Here is a 16,438-nt window from a genome sequence, read left to right as displayed (position 1 = left end):
TTTTTTACCAACACTACTACGTTTTAATTGAAACAAACTGGAGACTGTCATGGAAAACCTGAATATGGATCTGCTGTACATGGCTGCCGCTGTGATGATGGGTCTGGCGGCTATCGGTGCTGCGATCGGTATCGGCATCCTCGGGGGCAAATTCCTGGAAGGCGCTGCGCGTCAACCTGATCTGATTCCTCTGCTGCGTACTCAGTTCTTTATCGTTATGGGTCTGGTGGATGCTATCCCAATGATCGCTGTAGGTCTGGGTCTGTACGTGATGTTTGCTGTCGCGTAGTAGTTGTTTTAAAACCCCAAGCCACAGAAATTTAAGAGGTATTGTGCTGTGAACATGAACGCAACAATCCTCGGCCAGGCCATCGCGTTTATTATCTTTGTCTGGTTCTGCATGAAGTATGTATGGCCGCCTTTAATGGCTGCCATCGAAAAACGTCAGAAAGAAATTGCTGACGGTCTGGCTTCTGCAGAACGTGCAAAGAAAGATTTGGACCTTGCACAGGCCAACGCGACAGACCAGCTGAAAAAAGCGAAAGCGGAAGCTCAGGTAATCATCGAACAGGCTAACAAACGCCGTTCTCAGATCCTGGACGAAGCCAAAGCTGAAGCAGAACAGGAACGTACTAAGATCGTGACACAGGCTCAGGCTGAAATTGAAGCTGAGCGTAAACGTGCTCGTGAAGAACTGCGTAAGCAGGTTGCGATTCTGGCTGTTGCTGGCGCCGAGAAGATCATCGAACGTTCCGTGGATGAAGCTGCTAACAGCGACATCGTGGACAAACTTGTCGCTGAACTGTAAGGAGGGAGGGGCTGATGTCTGAATTTGTTACGGTAGCTCGCCCCTACGCCAAAGCAGCTTTTGACTTTGCTGTCGAACACCAAAATGTCGATCGCTGGCAGAATATGCTGGCGTTTGCCGCTGAGGTGACGAAAAACGAACAAATGGCCGAGTTGCTTTCTGGTGCATTAGCACCTGAAACCCTCGCCGCGTCGTTCATCGCCGTGTGCGGAGAGCAACTGGATGCCAACGGCCAGAACCTGATTAAGGTAATGGCAGAAAATGGTCGTCTCCGTGTGCTCCCGGATGTTCTCGAGCAGTTTGAGCACTTACGTGCCCTTAGTGAAGCTACTGCTGAAGTTGAAGTAACTTCTGCGACTGAACTGAGTCATGAACAGCTTGCGAAAATTACCGCCGCGATGGAAAAACGTCTGTCACGCAAAGTTAAGCTGAATTGCAAAATCGATAAGTCTGTAATGGCAGGCGTAATCATCCGCTCGGGTGATATGGTCATTGATGGCAGCGTACGCGGCCGTCTTGAGCGCCTTGCAGACGTCTTGCAGTCTTAAGGGGACTGGAGCATGCAACTGAATTCCACCGAAATCAGCGAACTGATCAAGCAGCGCATTGCTCAGTTCAATGTTGTGAGCGAAGCTCATAACGAAGGTACTATTGTTTCTGTAAGTGACGGTGTTATCCGCATCCACGGCCTGGCCGATTGTATGCAGGGTGAGATGATTTCCCTGCCGGGTAACCGTTACGCTATCGCACTGAACCTGGAGCGCGACTCCGTAGGTGCAGTTGTGATGGGTCCATACGCTGACCTCGCCGAAGGCATGAAGGTTAAGTGTACTGGCCGTATTCTGGAAGTTCCGGTTGGCCGTGGCCTGCTGGGTCGTGTTGTTAACACCCTGGGTGCACCAATCGACGGTAAAGGTCCGGTTGAGCACGATGGCTTCTCTCCAATCGAAGTTATCGCACCGGGCGTTATCGACCGTCAGTCCGTAGATCAGCCTGTTCAGACGGGTTATAAGTCCGTTGATGCCATGATCCCAATCGGTCGTGGTCAGCGTGAACTGATCATCGGTGACCGTCAGACCGGTAAAACCGCGATGGCTATCGATGCCATCATCAACCAGCGTGACTCCGGCATCAAATGTGTGTACGTGGCTATCGGCCAGAAAGCGTCCACCATTTCTAACGTGGTTCGTAAACTGGAAGAGCACGGCGCGCTGTCTAACACCATCGTTGTTGTGGCTACCGCTTCTGAATCTGCTGCACTGCAATACCTGGCGCCATACGCCGGTTGTGCAATGGGTGAATACTTCCGTGATCGCGGTGAAGATGCACTGATCGTATACGATGACCTGTCTAAACAGGCTGTTGCTTATCGTCAGGTTTCCCTGCTGCTCCGTCGTCCACCAGGACGTGAAGCGTTCCCTGGCGACGTATTCTACCTCCACTCTCGTCTGCTGGAGCGTGCTTCCCGCGTTAACGCGGAATACGTCGAGAACTTCACCAAAGGTGAAGTGAAGGGTAAAACGGGCTCTCTGACCGCGCTGCCGATCATTGAAACCCAGGCGGGTGACGTTTCTGCGTTCGTTCCGACCAACGTAATCTCCATTACCGATGGTCAGATCTTCCTGGAAACCAACCTGTTTAACTCCGGTATTCGTCCGGCGGTTAACCCGGGTATCTCCGTATCCCGTGTAGGTGGTGCTGCTCAGACCAAGATCATCAAGAAACTGTCCGGTGGTATCCGTACCGCGCTGGCACAGTATCGTGAACTGGCTGCGTTCTCTCAGTTCGCATCCGATCTGGACGAAGCAACCCGTAAACAGCTGAGCCACGGTCAGAAAGTGACCGAGCTGCTGAAGCAGAAACAGTACGCACCAATGTCTGTTGCTCAGCAGGGCCTGGTACTGTTCGCGGCTGAACGCGGTTACCTCGAAGATGTGGAACTGGCGAAAATCGGTAGCTTCGAAGCCGCTCTGCTGGCTTACGTCGACCGTGATCACGCTCCGCTGATGCAAGAGATCAACCAGACCGGTGGCTATAACGACGAAATCGAAGGCAAGCTGAAAGCTATCCTCGATTCCTTCAAAGCAACCCAATCCTGGTAATCGTCCGGCGGCTTGTCTCAGGACAAGCCGCCTGGCATTGAGGAGAAGCTCATGGCCGGCGCAAAAGAGATACGTAGTAAGATCGCAAGCGTCCAGAACACGCAAAAGATCACTAAAGCGATGGAGATGGTCGCCGCTTCCAAAATGCGTAAATCGCAGGATCGCATGGCGGCCAGCCGTCCTTATGCAGAAACCATGCGCAAAGTGATTGGTCACCTTGCAAACGGTAATCTGGAATATAAGCACCCTTACCTGGAAGAACGCGACGTTAAGCGCGTGGGCTACCTGGTGGTGTCGACCGACCGTGGTCTGTGTGGCGGCTTGAACATTAACCTGTTCAAAAAACTGCTGGCGGATATGAAAGGCTGGTCCGATAAAGGCGTTCAGTGCGATCTCGCATTGATCGGCTCTAAAGGCGTCTCTTTCTTTAACTCCGTTGGTGGCAACATTGTCGCTCAGGTGACCGGTATGGGTGATAACCCGTCCCTGTCCGAACTGATCGGCCCGGTTAAAGTGATGTTGCAGGCCTATGATGAAGGCCGTCTGGACAGACTGTACGTTGTCAGCAACAAATTTATTAACACCATGTCTCAGGTGCCAACGCTCACTCAGATGCTGCCTTTACCGGCTTCAGAAGATGACGAGCTGAAACAGAAAGCCTGGGATTACCTGTATGAACCCGATCCGAAACCGCTGCTGGATACCCTGCTGCGTCGTTACGTTGAATCTCAGGTTTATCAGGGCGTTGTAGAAAACCTGGCCAGCGAGCAGGCCGCACGAATGGTGGCGATGAAAGCCGCGACCGATAATGGCGGCAGCCTGATTAAAGAGCTGCAGTTGGTTTACAACAAAGCTCGTCAGGCCAGCATTACTCAGGAACTCACCGAGATCGTCTCGGGGGCCGCCGCGGTTTAACCAGGTTTACGAATTACGTAGAGGATTCAAGATGGCTACTGGAAAGATTGTCCAGGTAATCGGCGCCGTGGTGGACGTCGAGTTCCCTCAGGACGCCGTACCACGCGTGTACGACGCGCTTGAGGTACAGAATGGTAACGAGAGCCTGGTGCTGGAAGTTCAGCAGCAGCTCGGCGGCGGTATCGTGCGTACCATCGCGATGGGTTCTTCCGACGGTCTGCGTCGTGGTCTGGAAGTTAAAGACCTTGAGCACCCGATCGAAGTCCCGGTAGGTAAAGCAACACTGGGTCGTATCATGAACGTATTGGGTCAGCCAATCGACATGAAAGGCGACATCGGTGAAGAAGAGCGTTGGGCTATCCACCGCGCGGCACCTTCCTACGAAGAGCTGTCCAGCTCTCAGGAACTGCTGGAAACCGGTATCAAAGTTATCGACCTGATGTGTCCGTTTGCGAAGGGCGGTAAAGTTGGTCTGTTCGGTGGTGCGGGTGTAGGTAAAACCGTAAACATGATGGAGCTGATCCGTAACATCGCGATCGAGCACTCCGGTTACTCCGTATTTGCGGGCGTAGGTGAACGTACTCGTGAGGGTAACGACTTCTACCACGAAATGACCGACTCCAACGTTCTGGACAAAGTATCCCTGGTTTACGGCCAGATGAACGAGCCACCAGGAAACCGTCTGCGCGTTGCGCTGACTGGTCTGACGATGGCTGAGAAGTTCCGTGACGAAGGCCGTGACGTTCTGCTGTTCGTTGATAACATCTACCGTTACACCCTGGCCGGTACTGAAGTATCTGCACTGCTGGGTCGTATGCCTTCAGCGGTAGGTTATCAGCCTACGCTGGCGGAAGAGATGGGTGTTCTTCAGGAACGTATCACCTCTACCAAAACCGGTTCTATCACCTCCGTTCAGGCGGTATATGTACCTGCGGATGACTTGACTGACCCATCACCAGCAACCACCTTTGCGCACTTAGATGCAACCGTGGTACTGAGCCGTCAGATCGCGTCTCTGGGTATCTACCCGGCCGTTGACCCGCTGGACTCCACCAGCCGTCAGCTGGATCCACTGGTTGTTGGTCAGGAACACTACGACACCGCGCGTGGCGTACAGTCCCTGCTGCAGCGTTACCAGGAACTGAAAGACATCATCGCCATCCTGGGTATGGATGAACTGTCTGAAGAAGACAAACTGGTGGTAGCACGTGCGCGTAAGATCCAGCGCTTCCTGTCCCAGCCGTTCTTCGTTGCAGAAGTATTCACCGGTTCTCCAGGTAAATACGTTTCCCTGAAAGACACCATCCGTGGCTTTAAAGGCATCATGGAAGGCGAATACGATCACCTGCCAGAGCAGGCGTTCTACATGGTTGGTTCCATCGAAGAAGCTGTGGAAAAAGCCAAAAAACTTTAACGCCTTAATCGGAGGGTGATATGGCAATGACTTACCACCTGGACGTCGTCAGCGCAGAGCAACAAATGTTCTCTGGTCTGGTCGAGAAAATCCAGGTAACGGGTAGTGAAGGTGAACTGGGTATCTTCCCGGGTCACGCACCGCTGCTCACCGCCATTAAGCCTGGTATGATCCGCATCGTTAAACAGTTCGGTCACGAAGAGTTTATCTATCTGTCCGGCGGCATTCTTGAAGTGCAGCCTGGCAGTGTGACCGTTCTGGCCGATACCGCTATTCGTGGCCAGGATCTCGACGAAGCGCGAGCCCTGGAATCGAAGCGTAAGGCTGAAGAGCACATTAGCAGCTCTCATGGTGACGTGGATTACGCTCAGGCGTCTGCGGAGCTGGCCAAAGCGATCGCCAAACTGCGCGTTATCGAGTTGACCAAAAAAGCGATGTAACACCGGCTTGAAAAGCACAAAAGCCAGTCTGGATACCAGGCTGGCTTTTTTTTCGTCCTTAATTCATGACGAAAAAGATGTAGAATTTTAAGCACCAAACGTTTTTACTTCTCACTCAAACTACCGTCAGGATGCGTATGTCAAACAGTGCGATGAGCGTGGTGATCCTTGCCGCAGGCAAAGGTACCCGCATGTATTCCGATCTGCCTAAAGTGCTTCATACACTGGCAGGAAAGCCAATGGTGCAGCATGTCATTGATGCAGCAAATGAATTGGGCGCTCGCCAGGTTCACCTGGTCTATGGCCACGGCGGCGATCTGCTTAAAAAGACGCTGAGCGATGACAAGCTCAACTGGGTGCTTCAGGCTGAACAGCTGGGGACCGGTCACGCAATGCAGCAGGCAGCACCGTTCTTTGCCGATGACGAAGACATTCTGATGCTCTACGGCGATGTTCCGCTGATCTCCATCGACACATTGACTCGCCTGCGTGAAGCCAAACCGCAGGGCGGTATCGGTTTATTAACCGTCGTGCTGGACGATCCGACCGGCTACGGCCGCATCACCCGTGAAAACGGCAACGTCACGGGTATCGTTGAACATAAAGACGCCAGCGAAGCACAGCGCCAGATTCAGGAGATCAACACCGGTATCCTGATGGCTAACGGCGCGGACATGAAGCGCTGGCTGTCTAAGCTCAACAACAACAACGCGCAGGGTGAATACTACATCACCGACATCATTGCGATGGCGTACCAGGAAGGGCGTGAGATTGCGGCGGTTCACCCGGCGCGTATCAGCGAAACCGAAGGGGTGAATAACCGCCTTCAGCTTTCCCGTCTGGAGCGTGTTTATCAGTCCGAACAGGCCGAAAAACTGCTGCTGGCCGGCGTGATGCTGCGCGATCCGGCGCGTTTCGATCTGCGTGGAACGTTAGCGCATGGGCGCGATGTTGAAATTGATACTAACGTTATCCTGGAAGGTAACGTCACGCTGGGCAACCGCGTCAAAATTGGTGCGGGCTGTGTGATCAAAAACAGCGTCATCGGTGACGATTGCGAAATTAGCCCATACAGCGTGGTGGAAGATGCCCGTCTTGACGCGGCATGCACTATTGGGCCGTTCGCGCGTCTGCGCCCGGGGGCTGAGCTGCTGGAAGGCTCACATGTTGGAAACTTCGTTGAGATGAAAAAAGCGCGTCTGGGTAAAGGCTCTAAAGCCGGTCATTTGACCTATCTGGGCGATGCAGAAATTGGCGACAACGTGAATATTGGCGCAGGAACGATTACCTGCAACTATGACGGCGCGAATAAGTTTAAAACCATCATCGGTGATGATGTGTTTGTCGGTTCCGACACTCAGCTGGTGGCGCCTGTTACCGTGGGTAACGGCGTAACGATTGCCGCCGGGACAACCGTTACGCGCGATATCGCCGAAAACGAACTGGTATTAAGCCGTGTGCCGCAGGTGCACAAGCAGGGCTGGAAACGCCCTGTGAAGAAGAAGTAACGGATTTACCCCTCACCCTAACCCTCTCCCCAAAGGGAGAGGGGATCGTTCGGTGCGGTGTTTTTCTCCCTCGCCCCTTTGGGGAGAGGGCCGGGGTGAGGGGATAATATAATCCTCCCCCCACAAGCAGTACCCATAACAATAACCCCACTCTCTACAAGGCTCGGGGTGCCCGGAAAGGGCAAATACAGGTCAGCGACAACGCATGGCATAACGCCATAATCAGGAAATCTAACTATGTGTGGAATTGTTGGCGCAGTTGCGCAGCGTGATATTGCTGAAATCCTTCTCGAAGGTTTACGTCGTCTGGAATACCGTGGCTACGACTCTGCCGGTCTGGCAGTGGTGAATGCAGAAGGTCATATGACCCGTCTGCGTCGCCTCGGTAAAGTGCAGATGCTGGCCCAGGCCGCGGAAGAACACCCGCTGCACGGTGGCACCGGTATTGCGCATACCCGCTGGGCGACACACGGCGAACCGTCTGAAGGCAACGCGCACCCACATGTGTCTGAACACATCGTGGTCGTGCATAACGGCATTATCGAAAACCACGAACCGCTGCGCGAAGAACTGAAAGCGCGCGGCTATACCTTCGTTTCTGAAACCGATACCGAAGTGATTGCGCACCTGGTGCACTGGGAGCTGGCACAGGGCGGCACGCTACGTGACGCGGTGCTGCGCGCAATCCCACAGCTGCGCGGTGCGTACGGTACGGTGATCATGGACTCCCGCGATCCGTCCACCCTGCTGGCGGCGCGTTCCGGTAGTCCAATGGTTATCGGTATGGGCATGGGCGAAAACTTTATCGCTTCTGACCAACTGGCGCTCCTGCCGGTCACCCGCCGCTTTATCTTCCTGGAAGAGGGTGATATCGCAGAAGTGACTCGCCGCAGCGTGACGGTATTCGATACCAAAGGCGAGCAGGTGAAACGTCCTGAAATTGAATCCAATCTGCAGTACGACGCAGGCGACAAAGGCGCTTACCGTCACTACATGCAGAAAGAGATTTACGAGCAGCCAAACGCCATCAAAAACACCCTGACCGGTCGTATCAGCCACGGTGAAGTGGACCTGAGCGAACTGGGTGCCAACGCAAACGAGCTCCTCAGCAAGGTTGAGCACATTCAGATTGTGGCCTGCGGTACCTCCTACAACTCCGGGATGGTCTCTCGCTACTGGTTTGAATCGCTGGCTGGCGTGCCGTGCGATGTGGAAATCGCCTCTGAATTCCGCTACCGCAAATCCGCCGTGCGTCGTAACAGCCTGATGATCACCCTTTCTCAGTCTGGCGAAACGGCAGATACTCTGGCGGCGCTGCGTCTCTCTAAAGAGCTGGGTTACCTGGGATCGCTGGCTATCTGTAACGTGCCGGGCTCATCGCTGGTGCGTGAATCCGATCTGGCGCTGATGACCAAAGCGGGCACTGAAATCGGCGTGGCCTCCACCAAAGCGTTTACCACGCAGCTGACGGTTCTGCTGATGCTGGTGGCGAAACTGGCGCGTCTGAAAGGGCTGGATGCTTCTGTTGAGCATGACATCGTTCATGGTCTGCAGGCACTGCCAAGCCGTATTGAGCAGATGTTGTCTCAGGATAAGCGCATTGAAGCCCTGGCTGAAGATTTCTCTGACAAGCATCACGCCCTGTTCCTCGGCCGTGGCGACCAGTACCCTATTGCGCTGGAAGGCGCGCTGAAGCTGAAAGAGATCTCCTACATCCACGCTGAAGCCTACGCGGCAGGCGAGCTAAAACACGGCCCGCTGGCGCTGATTGACGCGGATATGCCGGTTATCGTTGTGGCACCTAACAACGAACTGCTGGAAAAACTGAAGTCCAACATTGAAGAAGTTCGCGCCCGCGGTGGTGTACTGTACGTCTTCGCTGATAAGGACGCCGGTTTTGCCAGCAGCGACAACATGCACATCATCGAGATGCCGCACGTAGAAGAGGTTATTGCCCCTATCTTCTACACCGTGCCGCTGCAGTTGCTGGCTTACCACGTTGCGCTGATCAAAGGCACCGACGTTGACCAGCCGCGTAACCTGGCGAAATCGGTCACCGTAGAATAATCCCTCCAGGCTCCACCTTCGGGTGGAGCTTTTTTACCCTGCCTGGTTTGTTTTTAATCAACGCATTCGCGTTTTTATTTATGACAATCTGCCATCTTCAGCTACTTTTTTCAGTGTCACATAAAGAAAATATTTCTGAAAAGTTGTTGTCATGATTGTGGCTAACATGATGATAAATCAGGAATATTTCGCTGCTTTTTAAGCTAAATTTCCATTGTCATAAAACTGTCATAATTCGTACATTTATCTGTCACCTGTTTGTCCTATTTTGCTCATCGTAGCCACTTAAACAATGATTTACGAAATCCTTGCAGGAGACATTATGAAAGTTATGCGTACCACTGTCGCAACTGTTGTCGCCGCGACCTTATCTCTGAGCGCTTTCTCTGTATTCGCAGAAGCAAGCCTGACTGGCGCTGGTGCAACCTTCCCTGCGCCGGTGTATGCCAAATGGGCGGATACCTACCAGAAAGAAACCGGTAACAAGGTTAACTATCAGGGTATCGGCTCCTCCGGTGGCGTGAAACAAATTACCGCAAACACCGTTGATTTCGGCGCATCCGACGCTCCGCTGTCTGATGACAAACTGGCTCAGGAAGGCCTGTTCCAGTTCCCGACCGTAATCGGTGGTGTGGTTCTGGCGATCAATCTGCCGGGCGTGAAGTCGGGTGAGCTGGTGCTGGACGGCAAAACCCTGGGTGATATCTACCTGGGCAAAATCAAAAAATGGGATGACGAAGCCATCGCTAAGCTCAACCCTGGCCTGAAGCTGCCTTCTCAGAACATCGCCGTGGTTCGCCGCGCGGATGGTTCTGGTACCTCTTTCGTCTTCACCAGCTACCTGGCGAAGGTGAATGAAGAGTGGAAATCTAAAGTCGGTTCCGGCTCTACCGTTAACTGGCCAACCGGTCTGGGCGGTAAAGGGAACGACGGTATCGCCGCGTTCGTACAGCGTCTGCCGGGTTCTATCGGTTACGTAGAATATGCGTACGCCAAGCAGAACAACCTGTCCTACACCAAACTGGTTTCTGCTGATGGCAAACCTGTCAGCCCGACTGAAGAGAACTTTGCCAACGCTGCAAAAGGCGCTGACTGGAGCAAATCCTTCGCTCAGGACCTGACTAACCAGAAAGGTGAAGACGCGTGGCCAATCACCTCTACCACCTTCATTCTGGTTCACAAAGAGCAGAAGAAACCTGAGCAGGGCGCAGAAGTGCTGAAGTTCTTCGACTGGGCATACAAAAACGGCGGCAAACAGGCTAATGACCTGGATTATGCCAGCCTGCCAGACAGCGTGGTTGAGCAGATTCGTGCTGCATGGAAAACCAACGTGAAAGACAGCAGCGGTAAAGCGCTGTACTAACAGGATATATTTAACGAAGATGGCGGGTGGCGCTACGCTTACCCGCCCTACGGTTAACGCTGTAGGCCCGGTAAGCGTCAGCGCCACCGGGCATATTCGTAAAAACGTCTCAAACAGAAGAGTAATTTATGGCTGCAACCAAGCCTGCATTTAACCCTCCGGGTAAAAAAGGTGACATGATTTTCAGCGCGCTGGTGAAACTGGCTGCGCTGATTGTGCTATTGCTGCTGGGCGGCATTATCGTGTCTCTGATTTTCTCCTCCTGGCCGAGCATTCAGAAATTCGGTTTCTCCTTCCTGTGGACCAAAGAGTGGGACGCGCCGAATGATATCTACGGTGCGCTGGTGCCGATTTACGGCACGCTGGTCACCTCGTTCATCGCCCTGCTGATTGCAGTTCCGGTAAGCTTTGGTATCGCCCTGTTCCTGACGGAACTGGCACCGGGCTGGCTGCGACGCCCGCTGGGTATCGCCATTGAACTGCTGGCGGCCATTCCAAGTATCGTGTACGGCATGTGGGGTCTGTTTATCTTTGCGCCACTGTTTGCCACGTATTTCCAGGAGCCGGTGGGTAATGTTCTTTCCGCTATTCCGTTTGTGGGGGCGCTGTTCTCCGGCCCGGCATTCGGTATCGGTATTCTGGCGGCTGGTGTGATCCTCGCCATCATGATTATTCCGTACATTGCGGCAGTTATGCGTGATGTGTTCGAACAAACCCCGGTGATGATGAAAGAGTCGGCTTACGGCATTGGCTGCACCACCTGGGAAGTGATCTGGCGTATCGTTCTTCCGTTCACCAAAAATGGGGTGATCGGGGGCGTGATGCTGGGCTTAGGGCGTGCGTTGGGTGAGACCATGGCGGTGACCTTTATCATCGGTAACACCTACCAGCTCGACAGTGCCTCGCTCTATATGCCGGGTAACAGTATTACCTCCGCACTGGCGAACGAATTCGCCGAAGCGGAATCCGGGCTGCACGTGGCGGCGTTGATGGAGCTGGGTCTGATCCTGTTCGTGATTACCTTCATCGTACTGGCGATCTCCAAGCTGATGATCCTGCGTCTCGCGAAAAATGAGGGGGCACGCTAATGGCAACTCTCGAAATGCAAAGCACTGCTCAGCTTGCGGAATCCCGCCGCAAAATGCAGGCGAAGCGTCGTTTTAAAAACCGTATCGCACTGACGCTCTCGATGGCGACGATGGCCTTTGGTCTGTTCTGGCTGATCTGGATCCTCTTCTCTACCGTGGTTCGCGGTATCGACGGCATGTCTCTGGCGCTGTTCACCGAAATGACGCCGCCGCCGAACACGGCGGGTGGTGGACTGGCGAACGCCCTGGCAGGCAGCGGATTGCTGATCCTGTGGGCGACGGTATTCGGTACGCCGCTTGGCATCATGGCGGGTATCTATCTGGCGGAATATGGCCGTAAATCCTGGCTCGCAGAAGTGATTCGTTTCATTAACGACATTCTGCTCTCTGCGCCGTCTATTGTGGTGGGTCTGTTTGTTTACACCATTGTTGTGGCACAAATGGAACACTTCTCCGGCTGGGCGGGTGTGATTGCGCTGGCGCTGCTGCAGGTGCCTATCGTCATTCGTACCACCGAGAACATGCTCAAACTGGTGCCGGACAGTCTGCGTGAAGCGGCGTATGCGCTGGGTACACCAAAGTGGAAAATGATCTCTGCGATTACGCTTAAAGCCTCTGTCTCCGGGATCATGACCGGTATTCTGCTGGCCATTGCCCGTATCGCGGGTGAAACGGCACCGCTGCTGTTTACCGCCCTCTCCAACCAGTTCTGGAGCACGGACATGATGCAGCCGATCGCCAACCTGCCGGTGACGATCTTTAAATTTGCGATGAGCCCATTCGCGGAATGGCAGCAGCTGGCCTGGGCCGGGGTGCTGATCATCACCCTTTGCGTACTGTTGCTGAACATTCTGGCGCGCGTCATTTTCGCGAAGAAGAAACACGGTTAAATTTTTACGGCGCGGCAGCTCGCGGCGCCGAATGAGGAAATGAGTCAATGAGTATGGTTGATACTGCCCCGGGTAAGATTCAGGTTCGTGATTTGAACTTCTACTACGGCAAATTCCATGCCCTGAAGAATATCAACCTGGATATCGCGAAGAACCAGGTAACGGCATTCATCGGTCCGTCCGGCTGTGGTAAATCCACGCTGCTGCGCACCTTTAACAAAATGTACTCGCTCTATCCAGAGCAGCGTGCCGAAGGCGAAATCATCCTGGACGGTGAAAACATTCTGACCCAGGCTCAGGATATCGCCCTGCTGCGCGCGAAAGTGGGCATGGTTTTCCAGAAACCGACGCCGTTCCCGATGTCGATATACGACAACATCGCGTTTGGCGTACGCCTGTTTGAAAAGCTCTCCCGTGCCGATATGGACGAGCGCGTGCAGTGGGCGTTGACCAAGGCCGCATTATGGAACGAAACCAAAGATAAGTTGCACCAGAGCGGTTACTCTCTCTCCGGCGGGCAGCAGCAGCGTCTGTGCATTGCGCGTGGAATCGCGATCCGCCCGGAAGTGTTGCTGCTGGATGAGCCGTGTTCAGCGCTGGACCCGATCTCCACCGGTCGTATCGAAGAGCTGATCACCGAGCTGAAGCAGGATTACACCGTGGTTATCGTGACCCACAACATGCAGCAGGCTGCGCGTTGCTCCGACCACACGGCATTTATGTACCTGGGCGAGTTGATTGAGTTCAGTAACACGGACGATCTGTTCACCAAGCCCGCTAAAAAGCAAACAGAAGACTATATCACCGGTCGTTACGGTTGATTCAGGAGCGCGCTATGGACAATCTCAATCTTAATAAACACATTTCCGGCCAGTTCAACGCAGAGCTGGAAAGTATTCGCACTCAGGTCATGACCATGGGTGGCATGGTCGAGCAACAGCTTTCTGATGCGATCACGGCGATGCATAACCAGGACAGCGAACTGGCGAAGCGCGTTATCGAAGGCGATAAAAACGTCAACATGATGGAAGTGGCGATTGACGAAGCGTGTGTGCGCATCATCGCCAAGCGTCAGCCGACGGCGAGCGACCTGCGTCTGGTGATGGCCATCATCAAAACCATCGCCGAGCTGGAACGTATCGGTGACGTTGCGGATAAAATCTGCCGCACCGCGCTGGAGAAATTCTCTCAGCAGCACCAGCCGCTGCTGGTAAGCCTGGAGTCGCTGGGCCGCCACACGGTGCAGATGCTGCACGACGTGCTGGATGCCTTTGCGCGTATGGATCTGGATGAAGCGGTACGTATATACCGTGAAGACAAGAAAGTCGACCAGGAGTATGAAGGCATCGTACGCCAGCTGATGACCTACATGATGGAAGATTCACGTACGATCCCAAGCGTACTGACCGCCCTGTTCTGCGCGCGCTCTATCGAGCGTATCGGCGACCGCTGCCAGAACATTTGCGAATACATTTTCTACTTCGTGAAAGGTCAGGACTTCCGTCACGTGGGCGGCGACGAACTGGACAAGCTGCTGGCGGGTAAAGATCCGAAAGAGTAATTAGTGGTTAAAATGCCCGGTGGCGCTGCGCTTACCGGGCCTACAAAAACCTATCGTGTAATATTCCACCCGCGCGCCTTCCACAATTCCGGCAACTGCGCCAGATCGGTAAAGGTCGTCACTTTTGGATGATCGATCGGCTTGTTGTGCGGGTCGGCACAGAAATAAAACACTTCCATTCCTGCATCAATGCCCGACTGCGCGCCCGCGGACGAGTCATCCACCAGAATACAGTTCTCTACGTTGACGTTCATCGCGTTTGCCGCATGGAACATCAGCGCAGGATCTGGCTTCCAGCGTTGAATATCGTAGCCGCTGAACAATTTTTCCGGGAAGTGGTGCAGCATCTCAAGCTTACCCAGCGAGTGCTGCATTTTGCTGACCGGTCCGTTAGATACCACGCAAATCGGTACCGTCATGGCATCCAGCAGCGCGTTTGCGCCAGCAATGACCTCCAGCTCAGAATCGAACAGGCGTGCGACCTCGGCGCGGTACACCGGTTCCAGATCCGTTTTTGCCAGATCCACACCGTGTTCGGCGTTAATGATGTCGATGATCTCGTACAGCTTCACGCCCTTAAAGCGTTTGAACACCTCGTCGAGATCGAGCGTAATACCAAATTCCTGGAACATGGCGACATACGCGCGGGAACAAATGACCTCACTGTCGACCAGCGTACCGTCGCAGTCGAAAAATACCGCTTCAATTCCGGACATGCCTTTCCCTTTTTACAAGTTTAACGTTTACGTACTGCAGTTCAACGAGACGCAATCGTTGCCGTATAAGCAAAATCAATGAAAAAAGTATCTCGTAACCGCCACTATTGTCGCATTTTGGTATAGGATAGCGACGAATTTTCCCTCCTTGTTCGGAAATTGATGATGAGTCAACAACACACAACCCAGACATCGGGTCAGGGTCTGCTTGAGCGCGTGTTTAAACTGCGCGAGCACGGCACAACGGCACGCACCGAAGTGATCGCCGGTTTTACCACCTTCCTGACGATGGTCTATATCGTTTTTGTTAACCCACAAATTCTGGGCGTTGCTGGCATGGATACCAGCGCCGTCTTCGTAACCACCTGCCTGATCGCTGCACTTGGCAGCATTCTGATGGGCGTATTCGCTAACCTGCCGGTTGCGCTGGCTCCGGCGATGGGGCTTAACGCATTCTTTGCGTTCGTGGTAGTTCAGGCGATGGGGCTGCCGTGGCAAGTCGGCATGGGCGCTATCTTCTGGGGCGCGGTTGGTCTGCTGCTGCTGACTATTTTCCGCGTGCGTTACTGGATGATTGCTAACATTCCTGTCAGCCTGCGCGTGGGTATCACCAGCGGTATCGGTCTGTTCATCGGTATGATGGGGCTGAAAAATGCCGGTGTTATCGTCGCTAACCCGGAGACGTTGGTCAGCATCGGTCACCTGACCTCCCATAACGTGCTGCTGGGCGTGCTGGGCTTCTTTATCATCGCGATCCTCGCTTCCCGCAATATTCATGCGGCGGTGCTGGTGTCCATCGTAGTGACCACCCTGCTGGGCTGGATGCTGGGTGACGTTCACTATAACGGCATTGTCTCCGCACCACCGAGCGTCTCTACCGTTATTGGTCATGTTGATCTGGCGGGTTCCCTGAATCTGGGCCTGGCGGGGGTGATTTTCTCCTTTATGCTGGTGAACCTGTTTGACTCGTCCGGCACGCTGATCGGCGTGACCGACAAAGCGGGTCTGGCGGATGAGAAAGGTAAATTCCCGCGCATGAAGCAGGCGCTGTTTGTGGACAGCATCTCCTCTGTCAGCGGTGCTTTTATCGGAACCTCTTCTGTTACCGCTTACATTGAGTCTTCTTCCGGTGTCTCCGTAGGGGGCCGTACCGGTCTGACCGCGGTAGTGGTGGGTATTCTGTTCCTGCTGGTGATCTTCCTTTCTCCACTGGCTGGCATGGTTCCACCGTATGCGGCTGCCGGTGCGCTGATTTACGTGGGGGTACTGATGACCTCCAGCCTGTCGCGCGTGAAGTGGGATGATTTAACCGAAGCGGTACCGGCGTTTATTACCGCGGTAATGATGCCGTTCAGTTTCTCTATTACTGAAGGTATCGCGCTGGGCTTTATCTCTTACTGCGTGATGAAGATTGGCACTGGTCGTTTCCGCGACCTCAGCCCGTGCGTCATCATTGTGGCGCTGCTGTTTGTGCTGAAGATTGTGTTTATCGACGCCAAATAAACATGTTTGCACCCTCTCCCGTGGGAGAGGGCTGGGGTGAGGGCATCAGCCCGCACCTCACTT

The 16,438-nt window shown here is 53.9% G+C and carries 16 protein-coding genes; 15 read left to right on the top strand and 1 reads right to left on the bottom strand.

From position 1 onward, the window contains the following. Window positions 1-49 precede the first annotated feature (49 nt). From atpE to phoU, 14 genes are all read left to right on the top strand, one after another. Window positions 50-289, top strand: coding sequence for a F0F1 ATP synthase subunit C (gene atpE / locus AK59_RS0118785; protein WP_000429386.1), 240 nt, complete (start codon window positions 50-52; stop codon window positions 287-289). A gap of 48 nt (window positions 290-337) precedes the next feature. Then, window positions 338-808 carry a F0F1 ATP synthase subunit B gene (gene atpF, locus AK59_RS0118780; protein ID WP_013099406.1) on the top strand — a complete coding sequence of 157 codons (471 nt, stop codon included), beginning with the start codon at window positions 338-340 and terminating at the stop codon, window positions 806-808. A 14-nt stretch (window positions 809-822) separates the two neighbouring features. After that, the gene (atpH, locus tag AK59_RS0118775; RefSeq protein WP_013099407.1) at window positions 823-1,356 is read left to right on the top strand and encodes a F0F1 ATP synthase subunit delta; all 534 of its coding nucleotides are present in this window, start codon (window positions 823-825) and stop codon (window positions 1,354-1,356) included. Between the two features lie 12 nt (window positions 1,357-1,368). Beyond that, window positions 1,369-2,910: a F0F1 ATP synthase subunit alpha gene (gene atpA, locus AK59_RS0118770; protein ID WP_003862367.1), complete on the top strand. Its 1,542-nt coding sequence runs from the start codon at window positions 1,369-1,371 to the stop codon at window positions 2,908-2,910. Window positions 2,911-2,961: 51 nt separating this feature from the next. Beyond that, a complete protein-coding gene (atpG, locus tag AK59_RS0118765; RefSeq protein ID WP_003862364.1) occupies window positions 2,962-3,825 on the top strand; it encodes a F0F1 ATP synthase subunit gamma in 864 nt (287 codons plus the stop codon). A 31-nt stretch (window positions 3,826-3,856) separates the two neighbouring features. Then, window positions 3,857-5,239 (top strand): F0F1 ATP synthase subunit beta, encoded by a 1,383-nt coding sequence (gene atpD, locus AK59_RS0118760; protein WP_003862362.1) that lies wholly within the window; start codon window positions 3,857-3,859, stop codon window positions 5,237-5,239. A gap of 20 nt (window positions 5,240-5,259) precedes the next feature. Further along, complete coding sequence (locus tag AK59_RS0118755) at window positions 5,260-5,679, top strand: F0F1 ATP synthase subunit epsilon (protein ID WP_006177560.1); 420 nt, start codon at window positions 5,260-5,262, stop codon at window positions 5,677-5,679. A 137-nt stretch (window positions 5,680-5,816) separates the two neighbouring features. After that, on the top strand, window positions 5,817-7,187 hold the full coding sequence (glmU, locus tag AK59_RS0118750) for a bifunctional UDP-N-acetylglucosamine diphosphorylase/glucosamine-1-phosphate N-acetyltransferase GlmU (RefSeq protein WP_029883500.1): 1,371 nt from the start codon (window positions 5,817-5,819) through the stop codon (window positions 7,185-7,187). 237 nt (window positions 7,188-7,424) lie between these two features. After that, window positions 7,425-9,254: a glutamine--fructose-6-phosphate transaminase (isomerizing) gene (gene glmS, locus AK59_RS0118745; RefSeq protein ID WP_029883499.1), complete on the top strand. Its 1,830-nt coding sequence runs from the start codon at window positions 7,425-7,427 to the stop codon at window positions 9,252-9,254. 322 nt (window positions 9,255-9,576) lie between these two features. Continuing rightward, the gene (pstS, locus tag AK59_RS0118740) at window positions 9,577-10,617 is read left to right on the top strand and encodes a phosphate ABC transporter substrate-binding protein PstS (RefSeq protein WP_013099410.1); all 1,041 of its coding nucleotides are present in this window, start codon (window positions 9,577-9,579) and stop codon (window positions 10,615-10,617) included. 128 nt (window positions 10,618-10,745) lie between these two features. Next, window positions 10,746-11,705: a phosphate ABC transporter permease PstC gene (pstC, locus tag AK59_RS0118735; protein WP_013099411.1), complete on the top strand. Its 960-nt coding sequence runs from the start codon at window positions 10,746-10,748 to the stop codon at window positions 11,703-11,705. Beyond that, the gene (gene pstA, locus AK59_RS0118730; RefSeq protein ID WP_020690249.1) at window positions 11,705-12,595 is read left to right on the top strand and encodes a phosphate ABC transporter permease PstA; all 891 of its coding nucleotides are present in this window, start codon (window positions 11,705-11,707) and stop codon (window positions 12,593-12,595) included. Before pstC ends, pstA begins: the two co-directional genes overlap by 1 nt. A 47-nt stretch (window positions 12,596-12,642) precedes the next feature. Then, a complete protein-coding gene (pstB, locus tag AK59_RS0118725) occupies window positions 12,643-13,416 on the top strand; it encodes a phosphate ABC transporter ATP-binding protein PstB (protein WP_008500183.1) in 774 nt (257 codons plus the stop codon). 14 nt (window positions 13,417-13,430) lie between these two features. Further along, window positions 13,431-14,156 (top strand): phosphate signaling complex protein PhoU, encoded by a 726-nt coding sequence (gene phoU, locus AK59_RS0118720; RefSeq protein ID WP_008500182.1) that lies wholly within the window; start codon window positions 13,431-13,433, stop codon window positions 14,154-14,156. Between the two features lie 50 nt (window positions 14,157-14,206). On the opposite strand, the gene yieH is transcribed toward phoU, so the two are convergent. Then, on the bottom strand, window positions 14,207-14,872 hold the full coding sequence (yieH, locus tag AK59_RS0118715; protein WP_013099413.1) for a 6-phosphogluconate phosphatase: 666 nt from the start codon (window positions 14,870-14,872) through the stop codon (window positions 14,207-14,209). A gap of 165 nt (window positions 14,873-15,037) precedes the next feature. Between yieH and adeP the strand changes: the two genes are divergently transcribed. After that, on the top strand, window positions 15,038-16,375 hold the full coding sequence (gene adeP, locus AK59_RS0118710) for an adenine permease AdeP (RefSeq protein ID WP_023621401.1): 1,338 nt from the start codon (window positions 15,038-15,040) through the stop codon (window positions 16,373-16,375). Window positions 16,376-16,438 lie beyond the last annotated feature (63 nt).

It is taken from the genome of Enterobacter sp. T1-1 (assembly GCF_000710795.1).
Lineage (GTDB): Bacteria > Pseudomonadota > Gammaproteobacteria > Enterobacterales > Enterobacteriaceae > Enterobacter > Enterobacter cloacae.
The sequence above is the reverse complement of the archived record's forward strand: the minus strand, read 5'-3'. Positions and strand labels throughout refer to the sequence as shown.

Bases quoted from the DNA above. Each gene is read 5' to 3' on its own strand.
- phoU (WP_008500182.1), top strand. From the start codon at position 13,431: ATGGACAATCTCAATCTTAATAAACACATTTCCGGCCAGTTCAACGCA.
- yieH (WP_013099413.1), bottom strand. From the start codon at position 14,872: ATGTCCGGAATTGAAGCGGTATTTTTCGACTGCGACGGTACGCTGGTC.
- pstB (WP_008500183.1), top strand. From the start codon at position 12,643: ATGAGTATGGTTGATACTGCCCCGGGTAAGATTCAGGTTCGTGATTTG.
- atpG (WP_003862364.1), top strand. From the start codon at position 2,962: ATGGCCGGCGCAAAAGAGATACGTAGTAAGATCGCAAGCGTCCAGAAC.
- atpD (WP_003862362.1), top strand. From the start codon at position 3,857: ATGGCTACTGGAAAGATTGTCCAGGTAATCGGCGCCGTGGTGGACGTC.
- atpH (WP_013099407.1), top strand. From the start codon at position 823: ATGTCTGAATTTGTTACGGTAGCTCGCCCCTACGCCAAAGCAGCTTTT.
- pstS (WP_013099410.1), top strand. From the start codon at position 9,577: ATGAAAGTTATGCGTACCACTGTCGCAACTGTTGTCGCCGCGACCTTA.
- glmS (WP_029883499.1), top strand. From the start codon at position 7,425: ATGTGTGGAATTGTTGGCGCAGTTGCGCAGCGTGATATTGCTGAAATC.
- pstC (WP_013099411.1), top strand. From the start codon at position 10,746: ATGGCTGCAACCAAGCCTGCATTTAACCCTCCGGGTAAAAAAGGTGAC.
- pstA (WP_020690249.1), top strand. From the start codon at position 11,705: ATGGCAACTCTCGAAATGCAAAGCACTGCTCAGCTTGCGGAATCCCGC.
- atpE (WP_000429386.1), top strand. From the start codon at position 50: ATGGAAAACCTGAATATGGATCTGCTGTACATGGCTGCCGCTGTGATG.
- adeP (WP_023621401.1), top strand. From the start codon at position 15,038: ATGAGTCAACAACACACAACCCAGACATCGGGTCAGGGTCTGCTTGAG.
- AK59_RS0118755 (WP_006177560.1), top strand. From the start codon at position 5,260: ATGGCAATGACTTACCACCTGGACGTCGTCAGCGCAGAGCAACAAATG.
- atpA (WP_003862367.1), top strand. From the start codon at position 1,369: ATGCAACTGAATTCCACCGAAATCAGCGAACTGATCAAGCAGCGCATT.
- glmU (WP_029883500.1), top strand. From the start codon at position 5,817: ATGTCAAACAGTGCGATGAGCGTGGTGATCCTTGCCGCAGGCAAAGGT.